Source organism: Metabacillus halosaccharovorans, assembly GCF_002019635.1.
In the GTDB taxonomy this organism is placed as follows: Bacteria; Bacillota; Bacilli; order Bacillales; family Bacillaceae; genus Metabacillus; species Metabacillus halosaccharovorans.
Map to the genome: position 1 here is coordinate 1200965 of NZ_KV917372.1, position 19888 is coordinate 1220852.

Annotated in this window: 12 protein-coding genes and 1 riboswitch; of the genes, 5 read left to right on the forward strand and 7 right to left on the reverse strand. The window is 35.4% G+C overall.

What is annotated here, in order from left to right:
- Nucleotides 1-90: 90 nt before the first annotated feature.
- Together BK577_RS20185 and BK577_RS20190 are read left to right on the forward strand one after the other, a co-directional pair.
- Nucleotides 91-768 carry a DUF1836 domain-containing protein gene (locus tag BK577_RS20185; RefSeq protein WP_078434606.1) on the forward strand — a complete coding sequence of 226 codons (678 nt, stop codon included), beginning with the start codon at nucleotides 91-93 and terminating at the stop codon, nucleotides 766-768.
- A gap of 121 nt (nucleotides 769-889) precedes the next feature.
- Nucleotides 890-1090 (forward strand): alpha/beta-type small acid-soluble spore protein, encoded by a 201-nt coding sequence (locus BK577_RS20190; protein ID WP_026559969.1) that lies wholly within the window; start codon nucleotides 890-892, stop codon nucleotides 1088-1090.
- 154 nt (nucleotides 1091-1244) lie between these two features.
- Here BK577_RS20190 and BK577_RS20195 read toward each other — a convergent pair whose 3' ends face one another.
- The 3 genes from BK577_RS20195 to BK577_RS20205 form a co-directional block, all read right to left on the reverse strand.
- On the reverse strand, nucleotides 1245-2414 hold the full coding sequence (locus BK577_RS20195; protein WP_078434607.1) for an anti-sigma-I factor RsgI family protein: 1170 nt from the start codon (nucleotides 2412-2414) through the stop codon (nucleotides 1245-1247).
- Complete coding sequence (sigI, locus tag BK577_RS20200) at nucleotides 2411-3157, reverse strand: RNA polymerase sigma factor SigI (protein WP_026559971.1); 747 nt, start codon at nucleotides 3155-3157, stop codon at nucleotides 2411-2413. The genes BK577_RS20195 and sigI overlap by 4 nt, the downstream gene beginning before the upstream one ends.
- Before the next feature lie 478 nt (nucleotides 3158-3635).
- Entirely contained in the window at nucleotides 3636-4439 is an 804-nt protein-coding gene (locus BK577_RS20205; RefSeq protein WP_078434608.1) for a TerC family protein, read from the reverse strand.
- A gap of 100 nt (nucleotides 4440-4539) precedes the next feature.
- A riboswitch (yybP-ykoY riboswitch) is annotated at nucleotides 4540-4648 on the reverse strand.
- Nucleotides 4649-4802: 154 nt separating this feature from the next.
- Here BK577_RS20205 and BK577_RS20210 point away from each other — a divergent pair.
- Together BK577_RS20210 and ku are read left to right on the forward strand one after the other, a co-directional pair.
- The gene (locus BK577_RS20210) at nucleotides 4803-5582 is read left to right on the forward strand and encodes an undecaprenyl-diphosphate phosphatase (RefSeq protein WP_078434609.1); all 780 of its coding nucleotides are present in this window, start codon (nucleotides 4803-4805) and stop codon (nucleotides 5580-5582) included.
- An 89-nt stretch (nucleotides 5583-5671) separates the two neighbouring features.
- Complete coding sequence (gene ku, locus BK577_RS20215; RefSeq protein ID WP_078434610.1) at nucleotides 5672-6580, forward strand: non-homologous end joining protein Ku; 909 nt, start codon at nucleotides 5672-5674, stop codon at nucleotides 6578-6580.
- A 103-nt stretch (nucleotides 6581-6683) separates the two neighbouring features.
- Here the strand turns inward: ku and pulA are convergent, their stop codons facing one another.
- Entirely contained in the window at nucleotides 6684-12875 is a 6192-nt protein-coding gene (gene pulA / locus BK577_RS20220) for a type I pullulanase (RefSeq protein WP_139367399.1), read from the reverse strand.
- Nucleotides 12876-13090: 215 nt separating this feature from the next.
- Entirely contained in the window at nucleotides 13091-13609 is a 519-nt protein-coding gene (locus BK577_RS20225) for a D-glycero-alpha-D-manno-heptose-1,7-bisphosphate 7-phosphatase (RefSeq protein ID WP_078434612.1), read from the reverse strand.
- 96 nt (nucleotides 13610-13705) lie between these two features.
- On the opposite strand from BK577_RS20225, the gene BK577_RS20230 reads away from it, so the two are divergent.
- The gene (locus BK577_RS20230) at nucleotides 13706-15529 is read left to right on the forward strand and encodes a DNA ligase D (protein ID WP_245823592.1); all 1824 of its coding nucleotides are present in this window, start codon (nucleotides 13706-13708) and stop codon (nucleotides 15527-15529) included.
- Nucleotides 15530-15755: 226 nt separating this feature from the next.
- Here the strand turns inward: BK577_RS20230 and BK577_RS20235 are convergent, their stop codons facing one another.
- Nucleotides 15756-19001: an efflux RND transporter permease subunit gene (locus BK577_RS20235; RefSeq protein WP_078434614.1), complete on the reverse strand. Its 3246-nt coding sequence runs from the start codon at nucleotides 18999-19001 to the stop codon at nucleotides 15756-15758.
- A gap of 243 nt (nucleotides 19002-19244) precedes the next feature.
- Complete coding sequence (locus tag BK577_RS20240; protein ID WP_078434615.1) at nucleotides 19245-19703, reverse strand: MarR family winged helix-turn-helix transcriptional regulator; 459 nt, start codon at nucleotides 19701-19703, stop codon at nucleotides 19245-19247.
- Between the last annotated feature and the right edge of the window lie 185 nt (nucleotides 19704-19888).

Here is a 19888-nt window from a genome sequence, read left to right on the forward strand (position 1 = left end):
ACTTACATTTAATAAATCGTTCACGATTTTGTTAAATCCCTTACAATAAAGATCAAACCGTCTTTTAGATTCATAAAACGAGGTGTTAAGATGTCTTTTCAATTAACTCGAGTACAAATGACGAAACTTTTATATGCGTTAAAAGGTGAGTCAGTAGAGACTCCTATACATATTATACAGGAAGCCTTAAAAACATCGACCTTCACTGAAGAAGTGATTCCAAACTTCTTAATAAAGGCTAGCAACCGAAAAAACCAACTTGAATATGGCTTATCAACAAATGAAATTGTTTCATTAGCCAATCTATGCGAACTAACGTCTTTAAAATCTACCTCCATTCAAAATTGGATTAAACGTGATGTAAAGGAATTAATCGGACAACCGGAGCTTGGTAAAAAATATTCAATAGAACAAGCAGCTATGCTATTAATTGTGAGAGATTTAAAAGCAATTTTTGATTTTGAGCGAATTCGCAATATCTTGACGGAGGTATTTAACACACTTTCAGACCGAAGTGATGATTTAATGAGCCCGATTACTTTTTATGAAATATATGGATCTGTGTTGGAAAGCTTAGACACAAGTTCAGGGAATGATATAACATTGGAAAAACGTATTAATAGCAAAATAAAGTTCCCCTCACAAATTATTTCTAACTTGACAAATGATCAATGTTATACAATTCGTAGAATCTTGGTGACAACTGTATTGGCAGTATTAGCCTCACATATCCAAACAAGGGCACAAACTTATTTAAATGATATATAAATTTTAAGCACCTCTAAACATTTCCAGTATAGAAATACATACGCAATGAAACCTTATGAGTAAGGCTATAAATGAAACTCTTTATAGACTGAAGCAATTAATATAAAAGGGGTGCTAAAAAATGGCAAGAAGTAGTAATAAATTACTTGTACCGGGGATCGAACAAGCTCTGGATCAAATTAAATATGAAATCGCACAAGAATTCGGCGTGCATTTAGGATCAGATACTGTTTCTCGATCAAATGGGTCTGTTGGTGGAGAAATCACCAAACGTCTTGTGGCACAAGCGCAATCCCAGTTAAACGGACAAAAAACTGAATAGTATGGTTAGAAAAACTTGGCTTGTCGCCAAGTCCTAATGGCGAAAGCCTTAGTTTTTCTTATACTATCATCCATAAAAATTTATATACTTTCTGATAGTGTAAAAAGGCTGATCCGATTTGATCAGCCTTTTGGTATATAAAACTGTACGTTATTTAATCGTCGTCACGGTCTTTCTTTCCTCGTTTGTTATCATCTCTATCTTGGCGGCCGTTGTTATTTTTACCTCTATTGTTTTCTTTGCGATCATCATCGCGATCGTCGTTGTCATCATACCTGTCTTTTTTCTCTTGCCATCGTCTTTTACTTTCGGTACGCTCTTTTTTCCGTTCCTCTTGGTTAAACTTAGCCTGTTGATTATTATGTTGTTTATTCTCATTTCTCTTTTGTTGAATTTGATGAGCATTCTCTTGTAGCTTTTCCTTCGCTTTAGTTAACTTTTCTTTAGCTTCAGATTTATCTTTTTGCACAGAAGTTGTATTATCAGCAGGTTTAGTGTTCTGCTGTTCTTTTACTTGGCTCGTAATGCTCGTACCCTTCTTTTCCGGAACAATTGGAGCTGGTGTAACTTCACTCTGTACTGATTCATCTGCTTCTTCAGGCGCTTCCGTTTCTTTAGATTCTTCTTTTTGCTCAACAAGTTCAATATATTTACCGGTCGAAACCCCTTGTTTTTGTGCTTTATCTCTTGTATCTTTATCTGAATTAATCGTTTTTACGACCATATCCTCTTCTTCAATCACTGTACTTATTTCTGTCAAGCCTTCATGCAGCTCTTTTTCAATTTTCTTGTCAGTATCATTCATTACCGTAGTGATGACAATTTCTTTACCAGGATAAACGTATCCATCTGACTTACATTCACTAATAATTATTTGTACGATTTCATTTAGTGGCTTTTTCTCCCACTCATTAAGGCTTTTCATAATGTTATTAGCCTCGTCATTAAGCGGCACTAATGAAATTACCTTTAAATGATCATCAAGACTTACTTCAAAGCTAGGGTTTATGTCAATTGACATGTATGCATAAACTTTATCATTGTTAAATAAAGGTAGAAAACTAATCATAAAAAATATGATGGCTACTGCTGATAAAGCACCTACCCTAGCTGTACGAGTACGTATAGATTTAAGAAAGGTATGATCGATTGCCCTTTTTGTTCTTGTTGCAGCTTCTTCACGTTTATCCGCTAAAGGAAAAAAAGAAATTTCTTCACCTAGTTCATAATTACCCTCTTTATTTGAAGTCTTTAGAAATTGCCCATCTGGGGTAAGCAATGTAACAAAGTCATCATCGAGATCTACGACGACCCCTTTTTTCATGAATCTAGCACCCCTTTTATATAATCTTTTAAATAGACGAAGTTTCCCGAAAGAATGATAGCCATAGCTATGATGTATTTTCTATTTCTCTCTATGGTTTTACGACTTACTGAAACTTTTGCCTCAAGCTGTTTTACCGGCAGCTGTCGTTTAGTAAAAAGAATATTTCGCAGTTTCTCATCATTTACCAACTCAGTTGCCACTAACATCGCATTTTGTCTGGCATCAAAGTGTTTTGGAGATTGTTCCACAATTTCAGCAAAAGTTAATTGAAAATCGCTTAGACAGTGCTGAAAATAAATAATTTCTTCTCTACGGTGTTCTTGTTCAATTGCTTTTGTATATTCTTCAATTGATAAGTCTGATTCAATTTTGCTTTGGGAAAATTCTCCCTCTTCATGCTCTTGCAGCTCTAGGTGGACCGTATAAGGATGACGTGCTTCCTTTCGAATATAGTCAATCACTTTTCTTTTAATGACAAGCTCAGCAAAAGCTAATAATGAGCTCCCCTTATCAGTCGAATATTTCTCAATGGCATCATTAAATGCGATAAGACCTATACTAAATTCATCATCAGTTTCGCTAATATATCGTTTACAAACAGATGAGACTGTTTTAGCAACAAATGGTTTATATTGTTCGATTAGTTCATTTTGTAAATGTAGATCTCCCTTTTGTATTTGGAGAACTGTTTCTTCTAATGTTCGCTTCTTTTTACCTAATTTAAACAAAAGGCTAAGCATTGGGATGTTCACCTCTGTTTCCCCTATATTACTTTGTATATCATAGCTAATTTAATAGGGGATCGCAAAGGAAGATATATGAAACTATCTTTCTAATTTTCTACAAAAGAAAGTCAATTATTACAAAACAAACAACTTTAGACCTATTGATTTCAACCTATTTTAAATTAACAAAAAAGCAAAGACTAATCAAATTGACAGGTCATATCAAACAATACATCACATTAGCAAAACAATGAAAAAACAGAAAAATATTAGAGAAATTCCCTATTGTCACATTCCCCCTCTCACGATTTTATTAATTCTCTACATAGTTACGTCACCCTGATTTATCTTAAGGGTGTTAAAATACTATTTTGTAAAAAAAATGTTCAAATATGATTTTAGACCTACAAAATGTTACACATTTGATATATTTGTGTGTATTTTTTCTTTATTTAATATAAAAAGGAATCCGAATCGGATTCCTTTTTATTATTTAATAATCGTTACTTGCTTTTGCTTTATCTATGGTCTTTTCTTCAATGACCTCTTCTTCATTGACATCTTTAGATAAGAACCATCCACCTACTGCAATAGCAGCAAGGATAATCCAGAAAATGATTTTCCAAGTGGCAGATTCTATAAAATGTTTTGAAATGACATCAATTTGTGGATGTGCAAGTGTATATAAGGAAAGCTTCACACCTACCCAACCAACAATTAAAAACGCAGCCGTTTCTAAATTCGGTTTTTTCTTTAACAGTTTCACAAAATACGTTGCCGCAAATCTCATGATCACAATTCCAATAATACCACCTGCTAAGATAACAAGGAATTGTCCGCCATCAAGTCCACCTATAGTAGGTAAATTTGTTGCTGGTAGTGTAACGGCAAGTGCTACTGCAGCCAAAATGGAATCTACTGCAAAAGCCAAGTCTGCAAGTTCTACCTTTAGGACTGTACCCCAAAAACCAGATTCCTTCTTTACAACCTTGTGCTGCTCACTTTTCTTTAAAATAAACTTCTTCACGATATGGTTGATTGAAATATAAAGAAGGTAAATGGCACCTATTGCCTGAACTTGCCAGACATTGACAAGAAATGAGATGAGGAATAGTGCACCAAATCGTAAAACAAATGCACCTGCCAACCCGTAAAATAAAGCTTTCTTTCTTTGCTCCTCTGGAAGATGCTTAACCATAACAGCCATTACTAACGCATTATCAGCTGCTAAGATCCCTTCCAGGGCCACTAACACTAATAGTACCCAACCGTACTCTAATAATAAAGTTACATCCATTATTTCTCCTCCTATGCTTAAGGTATTTATCTTCTTAACCCCTTTATTAGCAATAGGACAACAAAAAAAGACCTTTGCCGCTAAAGGCAAAGGTCTTGCTGAGCATGTTAAACCGATCCGATCATGCCAACAAAGCCGATGGAAAATATCCATGAAATGACGACTTTGTTTTCAGGTTTCCCTGAACGCTACTCCCCTTTGAAAGAAGATTATTATGTTACCTTTATCATACGTGCTAGCATGTTTTCTTGTCAAATGTTTTTTCTTTGTTCCCTCATTATATTCTTTAATAAAATGTTCTACACAAGGAACTATCCTACATATTCATAAATACAGACAAGCTTTGTTTTGAGGGGGATGAACATGGACTGGATACAGGCAGTTATTTTGGGAATTATTCAAGGTTTAACAGAGTTTATTCCGATTAGTAGTACAGGGCATCTTTACTTGGGCCGTAACTTTTTTGGATTAGAAGAAGCAGGTTTATTTTTAGATACAATGCTTCATTTGGGTACACTTATTGCTCTTATTGTCTTTTATAAAGAAATACTAATAAAATTAATAAAAAGACCATTTAGCCGGATAACAGCACTGTTAGTTGTTGGTACAATTCCAGCTGTTATAACTGGTGTACTTTTTAGCGATTATTTTGATGAACTATCAAAATCCGGTGTTTCCATTGGTTGGGAATTTTTAATTACAGGGCTTTTTTTGTGGTTTGCTGATTCAATTAAAAACGGATCAAAAAAAGTTGAAAACCTTTCTTTATTTGATTCATTTTTTATTGGCAGCTTTCAAGCACTGGCTATTTTCCCTGCAATTTCCAGATCGGGTATGACGATTGTAGGTGCGCTCTTAAGAAAAATGGATAAAGAAGCTGCAGCCTATTTCTCGTTTCTCCTATCTATCCCCGCTATTTGTGGAGGAGTTATCTATCAATTAAAAGATATGATTTCAGGGTCAGTACCTCAAATCAGCCTTACATCTATGTTTATAGCCACATTATCTTCTGCGATTTTCGGTTATATAGCAGTTAGATTTATGATTGCATTTGTTAAGTATAGATCTTTAAAAATCTTTGCAGTTTATGTGTGGATTTTAGGTATTATCATTATTGTTCTTCAGCAATTATCTATTTTTTAATCATAATTGGCAGCTATTGCTACTAATGAAACCCTTGTCTTAAGTAAAAAATAAAAGCAGGAAACTTATAACTTAAGGCAGGGGATTATATGCATACAATGTGGAAAGGCTCCATTAGTTTCGGTTTAGTTAACATTCCGATTAAACTTTATGCAGCAACAGAAGATAAGGATATAAAACTGAGAACCCTTCATAAGAAATGTCATAGTCCTATTCAATATGAAAAAACATGTCCGAATTGTGATGAAGAAGTAAAACAAGATGAAATTGTGAAGGGCTATGAGTATGTAAAAGGAAAATATGTTGTACTAACAGATGAAGAGCTTAAGGAATTAAAGGATGAGCACGAAGATAAAACGGTAGAAATAATTGACTTTGTCAAAATGGATGATATTGATCCAATCTATTTTAACCGTTCTTATTTTATTGGTCCGGGAGAGAATGGTGGAAAAGCGTATGGTTTACTTAGAGAAGCGCTAACGAAATCAGAGAAAATTGGAATTGCAGAAATTACGATTCGTTCTAAGCAACAGCTTGCAATGGTACGTGTTTATCAGAATTGCATTGTCATGGAAACTGTTCATTATCCGGATGAAGTCAGAAACGTAAAAGAAGTGCCTAGTGTTCCTGAAAATGTAGAAGTCGGTGAAAAAGAACTGGATACAGCTATCATGCTTATTGATCAATTAACCACCATCTTTGAACCCGAAAAATATAAGGATGATTATCGTTTAGCTTTACAAGAATTAATCGAGAGAAAAGTCAACCAGGATGAAGGAAAAACACCAACAGAAGCGGCACCTCGTCAAAATGTAGTTGATTTAATGAGTGCTCTTCAAGCAAGTATTGAAAAAACAAAAAAACCGCAAACAAAAGCAAAACCAGCAAAACCAAAGGCAAAGTCCGCAAAAGCAGTTGGTGATGATAGCCCACCAAAAAAAGCTCATACTGGTGGGACTACCGAAAAGAAGACAAAAACCGTTCGAAAAAAAGCCTAGTTATTAAACTTCATCATTTTTCACTTGGATCTCACCCCTATATTTTCAAAACAAAAAAACTTGGTGATTATGCTTATCACCAAGTTTTATTTCGCCTTTTCAATTACCTTTCTACTTTTCTTCTTTGAGCAAATACATATACACTTCCAATTAATATCATAATTACTCCTACAATTAACCAGTTGTAATGAGAAGATGCAGTTAATGGTAAATAGTTCCCTTCTTTTGACGAAGAAACTGGTGTGTTGCCTTTGCTGCTGTCATTCGGTTTATCACTAGGATTGTTACCAGACTTTTCATCAGATTGGTCCTCTGGTTTATTGCCTGGATATTCTGAATTATCATCTCCAGTATCTCCTACCGGTTCTTCTTCCTGATTATCTCCCGGTGGTTTTTCTCCAGGATTTTCTCCAGGTTTTTCGGTAACATACGTTAATACTGCTGTTCCGCCGTTGTCTTTCGAGGGAAGTTTAATCGTTACTTCTTGCTTGTCGTTTACAACGTATTCTTTGTTGTTATATAGGTCTGTCAGTATTGTATTAGCAGCATAATCAACCGGAAAGGTTGCTTGTTTTTCTTCGGTTGCTGTATTTAAACCTACCAAAATATTTTCATCATCATATTGTCGCTTAAAAACAATGTATTTCTCTGCATCTCCACCTGCTATTTTTTCCCTAGTTCCTTTTGAAAAGACTTTTGAGTAATCTTCTCTGATATTTAAGAGAGTAGAATAGTGTTTGTGAAGAGCCATAGCTTCCGGATTCCCATTTTCATAAAGGTCCCAAGGCATATCATCACGATTTTGACCAAATGCCAATACATTTCCATCAGCGTCTTTTTCCCAATCAGACTTACCAGATCTACCTAATTCTTCACCATAGTATATAACCGGCTGACCTTTTGATGTGATTTGTAAAGCAGATGCAACTTTCAATTTCCCTACATCACCATGGACATATTCTGTTAAGAAGCCATTTTGATCATGACTGCTTAGGAATTGGCCAAGTGTTGCTGAATTTGTCAGCTTATTGTTTCGATCTTGTAAATAAGATTCCACACTATCAATATTTCCGTCTACAAATGCTTTTGCTTTTTCTTTAAAATCAAAATCTAATAGAGAATCCATTTGACCTGTACCTAAGTAGCCTCCATCATTTGCTATGCTTGCACCCCAATATTCTCCGATCATTTTGAAAGACGGATCAATGGCTGTTAGCTCATTTTTTAGTGCTTGCCATGTTGCATCTTCAACATGTTTTACTGTATCAATACGGAAATAGTCGATTGTATCTCCACGATCTGTTCTTGCCTTTTCAAGCCATTCTGTTTGCCAATTAATGATTTTTTGTCGTACTGCTGGATCTTCTGTTTTGAAGTCTGGAAGATTATCAAGTTCTCCCCTTACCGTAGGGTCCTCATCCACTGTTCTTAACATTCCATTAAACGCTGCTAATTCGTCCTCTGTAGGAAGATTTTCTGCATCAGCTTTCCATGTATCCCAAATATCTCCATCCATTCCATAACCAGCATGATTTACAACTACATCAAGCATGATTTTAATTCCACGATCATGAGCTTTTTCAATAAGCTCTTGGAATGTTTCCATATCACCTAAATGTTCATCTAAAGTAGTAAAATCCTTTGCCCAGTATCCATGATAGCCATACTGCTTTGGTTCAAGACCTGCAGCGGTTTTAAAATCTAAACCTTTGTTGAATTCAATATTATCGACAATTGGCGAAATCCAGATTGTATTGATTCCTAAGTCATCAATATAATCTAATTCATCAATAATCCCTTGTAAATCACCACCATGATATGCTTCTGAGTGAGCTGGATCATATTCTTCCTTACCATTATTAGATGGATCACCATCTTTAAAACGGTCTGTTAGCATAAAGTAAATACGTGCTTCATCCCAATTAAAGCTTATTTTTCCACCAATAGATTGCTCTGGTTTAACGGTTACTTTTGCTGATTGCTTATGCGTGTTACCAAATTCATCGATGACGACGATTTTAATCTCTTTTTCACCAGCTGTAACGGATTGATTAGCAGCTATTGAAACAGCGCCTACATTTGGATCAATATCAACCTTTTCCTTGCCACCAAGTGCCTCAAAGTCGGCATATATTTCTCTAATGTTTACCTTGTCTTCAGAAGTTACCTCTACTTTTAAAACAGCATTTTCATCAAAAGAGATTTCAGAAGGAGAAACGTTTGTCTTAATTGTAAGATTTGGACGTGTGTACGTAATCGTTGACTTACCATTCTTTGTATTTTTTGGATCAGTTACCTCGATTGTTTCATCATCTTTTGTGACCAAGAATTTATACGCATGTGTTCCTTCCTCTAAGCCTTCAAGCTTATATGAAAAATACTCATTTTCCTTACTGTATTCTAATGGATATTCTTTTCCATCGATTTTCACTTTTACTTCTTCGATTGAATGCATTTCATCACTTTGGAATAATTCTTCGTCTCGATAATAGAACGTAACATTCCCATCCTCTAAAACAGGTCCGTTGACAGATGGTACAACTGTTTGTCCCGGGACACCAGTGACAACGGTCACTTTAGTAATAATATCATCCCTGTTAATTTGAACGTTATGGTCATCACTGTCAGGAGAAATTTTTGCTGTATTCCAATCAGTACCTTTACGTATTAAGAACCCAATTGATTCTGTTTCAGGAGCAATCTCAACGTTTGCTACTGCTGTATCACCATCAATTGTTTCAAAATCGATTTGATCGTTTTTCACACCAGTGTTCCATACCCAGAGGTTCCAAGCACCAAAGTCACCTGTAAACTCTCCATCAGGACGAACATATTTTATGCGAACATAACGCTTTACATTTTTCTTTACGTCAATATCAAATGTTGCATCTGCATCACCTGAGGTAGCAGTGATTGTAACGTTACCTGGTTTAATTCCAGTAACTTTCCCCGTGGTATCAACGGTTGCAATAGATTTATCAGACGATGACCATACTACTTTTGCATGAAGCATATCTTGGTTAAATTGGTCTTTTACGTGAGCTGAAAGCTGAGTTGAATATGTCTCAAAAACAGAGTTATTACCTACAATAGAAATTGTATCAGCAGCTAATTTTTCCACCGTTACTTCTATTGAAGCAACAATGTCACCAGCTTTAACCTTTATTGTAGCAACACCTTCAGCTACTCCGACAACTCGTCCATTGTTTACAGTTGCTACTTCTTTGTCAGAAGTTGACCAAATAAGCTCTTCTCCGAGCATCACACGACCGCTTTGATCCTTTACATATGCAGTTACACCTTTTGTGTCGCCCGGGTTAATAGCAAATGTATCAGGATTTATCTCAATGCTGGTTGGTACAGGTGTATATTCTGCTTCAGATTGATCATATAGTACCATCATTGAAAGACCCTCAACAGATACTTTGTCTGATTTTACTGTACGTATTGTTTCTGTTCCAGCTGAAGTATGGTCAACGACAATATTCCAGTTTCCGACTGTTGGTAGAGCTACTTCTTTTGTTGTTTTATTTGCATTATAAATCACAACAATATTTTTCCATGTATCATTGTTTGCATTGTCTTTTAATTGGTATGCGACAATGTTATCCTTCTGATTAAAAACTTGAAGATGTTTTTCGATTTTTTCTTTTGACTCCATTTTAAAAGCGGCGTGTTTTTTTCGTAATTCTATTAAGCCTTTGTAGTAGTTAAAGACTGATTGATATTCATCTTTTAGTTCCCAACGGATTTTGTTAATTGTATCAGGACTCTTGTAGCTATTGTGTACACCATATTTACTTCTTAACATTTCTTCACCGGCATGAAGAAATGGAATACCTTGTGAAGTTAGGACGATTCCGTTGGCCAATAAACTGCGTTTAACCCATTCATTGTTCAATGCATTTTCTTCTGTGACGACTGCATGGGGATCATACTGCTCTGACTCGTGATTACCATCAGTTCCGGCAACTCTCATTAATTTGTCCCAAAGGTTTAAATTATCATGTGCTGTAACATACGTAATACTTTCTTGAGGCTTACTTGTAAATTGATCGATAGCACCTTTTAAGCCGGCAACGATATCTCCTTCTTTACCCGAAGCACCTGTTGCAAAACCAGTCCCAGCTCCATCACTGTCTCCTTTGATGGCACCTCGGATATTATCGTTAAAAACAGCATAGCCTTGATCTTTTTGTGAGCCTTTTACATGCTGCATTGAATTTGGCAGGCTAGTTGTACCACCAGTCCAAGGTTCACCATAAATCAACATATTCGGATCTACATTGTTCTTCAATTCTTTCGTTAATTCCTGCATTGTTTTTTGATCAATTAAGCCCATTAAGTCAAAACGGAAGCCATCAATACCAAATTCTGTAGCCCAATAATGAACAGAATCTTTAATATATTTACGAACCATCGGTCGTTCTGAAGCTACTTCATTTCCTGTTCCTGAGCCATTTGTAATTTCCCCTGTATCATCTGTACGATAATAATAACCTGGAACAATCAAATCAAATGGGGAACTGCCTTCCAATTGTGTTGATTCGTTCATATACGTGTGATTATACACAACGTCTGAAATGACACGTATTCCATGATCATGTAAAGATTGAACCATTTGCTTGTATTCTATTATTCTACTAGTCGGATCAGCAGGGTCAGTAGAATAAGATCCTTCCGGCACATTAAAATGTATTGGATCATATCCCCAGTTAAACTTTGCATCTGTGGAGTTAGGATCATTAACCGTTAGTTCGTTTACAGAACCGAAGTCATAGGTTGGTAATAAGTGCACATAGTTCACACCTAATTCCTTTAAAGAATCAATGCCTGTTTTCACACCATTTGGTCCTGTTGTTCCCGTTTCTGTAAATGCTAAATATTTTCCTTTATTGTCCATTCCGGATTGCTCATCAATCGAGAAATCTCTTACATGGAGTTCATAGATGATGGCATCAGCTGGTGATACAATAGCCGGTTTGTCTGTCGGGTCAAATCCATTAGGATCAGTGCTATTTAAATCAACAACAGCTGCTCTTTGGCCGTTTGCTGACGTTGCACGCGCATATGGATCGAGCGCATAATGAAAAGTTCCATCAGCGAATTCAAGCTTGTACATATAATATTTATTTTTCAAATTTTCATTGATTGTAACAGACCATACACCATTATTTTCTCTTTTCATGTCTGTTTCAGAACCACCTGAGTGGTCTTTAACAAAAGCACCTTCATATGTACCCTCATCTTCATAGATTGCCAGATTTACCTTAGTTGCTGTAGGTGCCCATAGCTTGAAGGTTGTTTGACTGGAAGAGTAGGTGTAACCTAAATCATCTCCATCATAATAGAAACTATCATCATTCAAGACATTACGCATCGTTACTTTTTGGCCTTCTGATTGCCCCAATGAAACTTCATACACGTTCCGGACATCGATACTTTCGCCATCGGCAATTGTAAGTTGTGCTTTTTTATTACCTATAACTGTTGTTATCGTATCAATGACCTCGTTAGTTTTATTGTCCGTTAACACAAATTCTTGTTTCCCAATTTCTTTATTTGTTGTAACCAAAATTTCATTTAGTGAATCCATTAATGCAGATTGAACCATAACCGGCTCCGATGATTCTATTGTGAAAGTCGAATTTCCGTCTGTTGTATTTGGATTCAACGGATCTGTACTGTTTTCATTCCAATTGCGATTGTTAAAAATAAATTTATACTGGTACTCACCTGGTTCAAGGTCTAATATAGTAGTAGAGAAAATACCATCTTTCTCTGTTAATTCGACAGCATTTGTTAAATCCCAGTTATTAAAGCTTCCAATTACGTATACTGCGGTTTCCCCATTACTTTCGTAATTGAATGTAACCATGTCATCCTCATTAATGACAGGGCTTTTCATAGCTGGTAATTCGGGTGGCTCACCAATCGTAAATACAGAATTCCCATTTGCTTGTTTAGAATTAGACGGATCCATTATCCATTCATCATCTACAATAAACTTATACTCATAAGTTCCTTCTGTAAGCTCTTTCGTCAGAGTCCATATTCCATCATCTGACTCTTCTGTCATATCAATAGCCCCATTTTGCCAATCTGTAAAGCTGCCTGCAATCTTAACAGATGTTGCTTTCCCCTCATATAAAAATGTAACAGTCCCATCATCATTGATTAGTGGACTCGTCACTTCCGCGCTAACGCTTTCATATGGAAGAAATCCCGAAAAAAGTTGTATAACGAAAGAAAGTACAGCTAACAAAGATAACGCTCTCAATTTTGACCTCTTCAAGTTCCTTTGCCTCCCCTTTAAATCTATCGTTTTTTGCGAAAACGATTGCACAATAATAAAGAAATAAAAAACATATTTTATCTATATAACCCCTTATGCAAACGCTTTCTATCTAATTTAGAATATCACCTTCAAAATATTGTTGCAATACCTATTATGAATCCATCAACATTTTATCACCTCATTAGAGCAATCAAATTCGTGTAGATTGCTCGTCATTGAGTTAAAATCCATTGAGATGCCATTAATAATGAAGGAAATCGGGCATCTGCTAATCCTTCTTTATCACCAATTAGAATAGTTTTGGTACCTGCCTGTTTACCAGCAAATATATCAACATCTCGATCTCCTACCATATAACTTTCCTTCAAACTTACCTCATGTTTTTCCGCTAATGTATAAAGCATTTCTGGCTCTGGCTTTCGACATGCACAACCAGAGTTCGGTTTGTGTGGACAATAGATGATATCATCAATTCTTCCTCCATTTTCTGCAATATCCTGCTTCATTTTTTCATGAACCTTTCTTAGCATACCTTCCTTCATATACCCAAAACCAACACCACCTTGATTTGTCACCACAAAGACAAGATAACCTGCGTTGTTTAAGAGTTTTATTCCTTCAACAACTCCTTCTAATAAATGCATTTGCTCAGGTTTGTTAACAAATTTTACACGGTTACTTAACACCTCATTAATGACACCGTCTCGATCAAGGAACACAGCTTTTTTCATAATTAGAATTCTCCTTTCATGAATCGTCACGAATTTGATCATATTAATGATAAAGAAAATAGTCTAAATTTTGAAGGATGATGCTCTTTGAAACCAATGCTACCAACATTACATACTGATATCCCTAAAGGTTCCGATTGGATTTATGAAACAAAGTATGATGGATTTCGTTCAATCTTATATGTAACCGATTCAACAATTGAATTAATGAGCCGAAATGAAAAGTCATTAAACAGGCAATTCCCGGAAATTATTTCTGAAATTGAGAGAATGAAAGACACTTTCAAACCATATTTGCCCATCATTTTGGATGGAGAAATTGTCTACCTTACCTCAAAACATTTCTCAGATTTTGAACAACTCCAAATTAGAGGAAGATTAAAAAATCAAGACAAAATCGAAAATGAAGCCCAAAAACACTCTTGCCGGTTTCTAGCCTTTGACCTTTTGGAGATAAGCGGAGAAACGCTATTCACCAAGTCACTTAATGAGCGAAAAGAACTGCTTTATAATTTATTCAAAACGTTTGAATCTGAATATGTAGATCCAACTTCATCCAATCTTTTACAGTATGTTCCTTATACAACGAACTATTCCAAGTTGTGGGAAGAAATACGACTTGAAAATGGAGAAGGAATTATTGCCAAACAATTAAAAAGTAAATGGGAGGCCGGGGTACGTACACAACAATGGTTAAAAATTAAAAACTATAAATATGCAACCTTTTTTATTACGGGTTATGACAAAGAGAATGGATATTTTCATGTTGGTGTTTTTCAAAACAAAAAAATTGTTCCATTAGGGGTGTTCTCACATGGAATATCAAGTACCGAACGTGAAGCACTTCTTACAATAGTTCGTGAAAATAAAACAGATGAAACAACTTCTTTTATTGAGATAGAACCAGCTATTGTTGTAGAAATTCAATTTTTATCTCTGTATAAAAATCAATTACGTGAACCTTCTTTTTCATCGTTTCGATTTGATGTCCATATTAATGATTGTACATGGGATCAATTATTAATTAAAACTGCGCCTATTCGTGACGAGATTTCCATTACACATCCCGATAAACCATTGTGGGAAACGGTTGATGTTAAGAAAGAGAATTTTTTAAGTTATCTTTATCAAATATCACCATTGATGCTACCTTTTTTACAAAAACGTCTACTTACAGTTATTCGTTTTCCTCATGGAATGTTTGGTGAAGCTTTTTATCAAAAAAACTGTCCTGATTATGCTCCTTCTTTTATAAAAACGAGTAAACACGATGGAATCGAATATATTATTTGTGAAGATCTTTCAACATTGATGTGGTTAGGGAATCAACTAGCATTCGAGTTCCATATTCCTTTCCAGACAATTGATACAACACACCCAACCGAAATTGTTTTTGACTTGGACCCTCCTTCTAGAGAATATTTCTCTTTAGCGATAAAAGCTGCATTAGAAATGAAAAAAATTTTTGATCAATTTCAACTTAAGACATTTCCTAAATTGTCTGGAAATAAAGGTTTGCAAATTCATATACCACTTACCAAAAATTCACTTACTTATGAGGAAACTCGTATATTCACAGAATTTATCGCTCATTTTCTTGTTACAAGTTTTCCTGACGATTTTACGATTGAACGGATGAAAAAAAATCGTGGCAACCGACTTTATTTAGACTATATTCAACATGCTGAAGGCAAAACCATTATCGCTCCCTACTCTCTCCGAGGGAAAAAAGAAGGAGCATTTATCGCATCACCCCTGTTTTGGGATGAAATAAATGAACATTTGTCAGTAGAACAATTTACAATTGATGAGGTCCTTCGTCGATCAAAAACAATTGGTTGTCCTTTTCAAGATTATTTTGAATCACCTCAGGATAAAACGCTACGTACATTAATTGACCAAATCAACAATGTACAATAAGGGGAACTATAATTCGTTTGCTCTTAGTTGGAGGTCGTTTTAATTCTAAATCTTCATTTGCTCTATAATGAAAGACAATCTGATTCGGTTTCATTTCAATTTTGTCTTTCATATGCTCTATAAGAGACAATCTGAATTAGTTTCTTTTCCATCCTGTCTTTCAACATACAATAAGATCAAAAATGTAAAGCAAAGTGGACAGTCTACATTGACTGCCCACTTTGCTTTACTTCTTTTTATCCTTCACAATATCTATCATTTGTTCAAGCATGTTGACCATATCATCCTTGTCAAATTTAGAGGGTCCAGGCAATTCTTCTTTCTTTGAATCATGTTGTTCATTTTGATGGAAAATTGGATCTTCTATTCGATAGGCTGATACAAGATGACCATCTGGTGTAACGTATTTTTTATTCATTCTTCTTGTTTCACGATCAACTAAACTATAGACAATCGGGATGATGAATAGTGAAAGGAATGTGCTTGAGATTAACCCTCCAATGACCGTTACACCCATAGGTCGATTGATTTCTGTTCCCTCACCTAAGCCAAGTGCTAAAGGTACCAACCCCAATATAGTCGTCAATGCTGTCATTAAAATTGGACGAAGCCTTACTCTTACTGATTCCACTAGTGCATCATATGTTTTGAAACCTTGTGCCTTTTTCTGATTGATGAAGTCAACGATCACTATTGCATTATTTACAACGATACCAGCTAACACAATAAGACCAATTACGACTGTTAAACTGATTGGAGATTTTGTTACAGTTAAAGCTACAGCTACACCAATTAGCATTAAAGGTACAGTAAACATAATAACAAATGGATATTTAAAGGACTCGAACTGTGCAGCCATTACTATGTAAATAAAAATAACCGCCAGAATAAAGGCAAGTAACATATCATCCATTGATGACTCGAGCAACTCTCGATCTCCACTAAAACTAATGTCCGTTTCTTCAGGTAAATCCAGCTCTTTAATTTCTTTATCAACTAAATTTGAAAAATCACCTAAGTTTGTTGAGTTACTATATCTTACTGTGTATTGTACGGCAGGCTGCTTATCTATTCTTTGAATGGATACCGGTCCTTCGCCAACTTGAATTGTGGATATATCCCCAAGCTCTACAAAGCTATTATCTGGTTTTTTAATTAGTAAACCCTTTAAAGCATCAACATCCTCGCTTACAGTCTCATCATACCGGACATTTACCATATAAATCTCATGATCATGTTCATTTGTCATCTGTATGGCATCTGTACCTCTTGTTACATCATTTACGACCATCCCGATTTGGACAGGTGATAAGCCGTTATCGAGTGCTTTATCTCGGTTAATTGTAATCTGTATTTCTTCAACAGTTTGTGTAAGATCATTTGATAATTCATCAACATCTGCCAACTTAACAAGTGCATTATCAATTTGAGCAACAGATTCTTTTAAACGAGTTTCATTCGTATCTTTTACATGAAATGTTAACGTGTTAGGTGTAGATCCTGTTGAAGATTGAGTATGAAATGAGAGCTTAGCGGTTTTATTTTCTCCCCTTGCTACATTCTCCAATGTTTTTTGAACATTATCGATCAAATCAAATGTCGTAACATTGCGAGACTCCAGATCTTTTAGTTTCACATATATTTCAGCGATATTTGTTCTTCCGGTTCCTCTAAAGGATTCCTCCTGTGTTGTTCCAATCAGACTAACATATAAATCTACACCGTCTTCTTCCTCAAGCTCTTCTTCGATCGCTGTTACTACTTTAGACGTTTCTGATAATGATGATCCGTTTTCTAGTTCAACGTCAATTGAAAAAAACCCTTCATCAGTATTTGGCAAAAATACTGTGCCAACTCTAGTTAACCCATATACACTTCCTGCAAAAACGACCAACGTTATACTTAGCACAACTGTACGATTACGCAAAGACCATTTAATAGCATTGTCTAGAGAATGCATAAATGTAGACTCTCTACGGACCTTTTCTATGTTTTTAGCAGGTTTTTTTAATAGTTGACTTGCAAGCATAGGCACGATTGTCAAGGCAACAAATAAAGATGCAAACAAACTAAAAGCAATTGTCAAAGCAAACTCTGTAAAAAGATCACCGATAATACCTGTAATAAAGACGACAGGTATAAATACCGCAACAGTTGTTAAGGTAGAAGCAATAATAGCAGGACCAATTTCTTTTGCTCCTTGACATGCTGCATCTTTAGGATTTTTCCCCATTGAGAGATGACGATAAATATTTTCGATAACCACGATGGCATTGTCGACAAGCATCCCGATTCCAAGAGCTAATCCACCTAGAGTCATAATGTTTAACGTAAAATTCGCAAAATACATGAGAACAAATGTCACAATAACAGAATATGGAATTGCAACTCCAATAATAAGAGGACTTTTCATACTTTTCAAAAAAACAAAAAGAATAAGCATGGCCAAAATTCCACCTATTATTAGGGTATTGAACATATTTCCAATTGCTTGATCAACATATTCTCCTTGATCAAAAATGATATCTGCATTAATGGATTCATATTTCTCCTCAGAAAGGATATTTGTCAATTTCTCCCGAAAGGCATCAGAAACTGAAGCTGTATTTGCATCAGATTGCTGTAAGATACTAACTAGCAAAGATGGATTTTGATTGGCACGTGTTGTGGTATTAGACTCCTCTTTAGCCATTTCAACATCCGCTATATCTCCAACCGTAATATTGTCACCAGTTGCAGGATCTTTCTTCACAATTAAACTTTTTAATACGTCAATAGAATCGATCGAACTGATAACTCTGGTTGTTAACTGTTTTCCGTCCGACACGACTGGATCTCCAGGTGTTGTGACAGAGTTAGCTCTAATTGTATCAACAATATCTGATTGACTAAGTGAGTATTGTTCCAGTTTATGTTGATCGAGCTTTACACTTACTTCATCCGTTTGTAACCCTGATAGGTTAACACTTGCTACACCAGCCGTTTTACTTAATTCTTGTTCTAATTCCCCCGCTAAATTCTGAAGTTGCTCTGTATCTTGTGATGACGATAAAGAAAGCTGTATGATCGGAAACTGAGAAGGATCAAATTTTAAAAATCTCGGCTCCCCTGCATCATCCGGTAAAGGTGCATCCTCCATCCTTGTACGAATTTCATCTTGAATATCATCAATATGTGTTGTCCAAGTAAATTTCATGATAACAAGACTTGCACTTTCCTGTGATGTGGACGTTATTGTGTCAATACCTTGAACGGTTGATAGTACTTCTTCTAACGGTTTAGAAACTTTTTCTACCACTTCATTTGGGTCAGCCCCCTCATAATTGGTAACAATCACTCCGATCGGCGGGTTTATTTCCGGTATCAACTTTAACGGTATATTTATCACTGATACAGTACCTAATATTACTACTAAAAGCATTGTTACAATGGTAAACACAGGTCTATTAATTGAAAAATGGCTAATCTTCATCCCGTTCCCTCACATTCCAACTGCTTTATGTACAACCCTTATGGTCTAATCAGCATTTAGGTAATAATTTCTAGTTTTAACAAATTTAAATCAATCCATTCTTGAATTAACATCCAAGAATTAAGCAATCATGAATGGAATTTTATTTCGATGCCTATCTTTCTATTAAGGACACAAAAAAAGAGTGACCATTAAATGATCACTCTTTATAGGTAAACGTTTACAAACAAACTGTTTAGCAATCTACCTAAATAGTAAATGCTGGCTATGTACTCCAGCTTTCTTTAATAACGCTTTCAATTCTGCCTGTTCTTCAGCACTTAATCCAGAAAATGCACGAGCCATCCGAATTGCATGAATCGGATAGATTTCATCTAAGTAAGATTGACCTTTATCAGTTAATTTTGCATAGATCGAACGTTTATCCTTTGGATCCTGTTCGCGATAAATGTAGCCGTTTTTTTCAAGCTTATCAATCACATACGTAACATTTCCACTAACTAACAGCAGTCTTGAACCAATTTGTTGAAGCTTTTGCGGACCTCTCGTGAACAATAATTCCAAAACAGCAAATTCTGTTGGGTTAAACCCATGTTCCTTACTATCACGGATAGAATGCTCAGATACACTTTTGAAAGCCCTTGCAAAAACTCGAAACAAATCTAATGCATTCTGTAATTCTTCTTCAGTAAATGATCTCATCCCATCGCCCTCTTGTTTAAAATTAGCCAAAGTAAAATGATTATTAGGAATTTTGGATGGAGCCAAGTCCTAATAAAAAAGCCCAATAGTATAAAAAATAGCACTCCCTTTTCATTTTACTATTATTTAACCTAAATTTGAAGGTTTTAAATAATAAAAGTATGTAATTATAATAATAGGCAGAC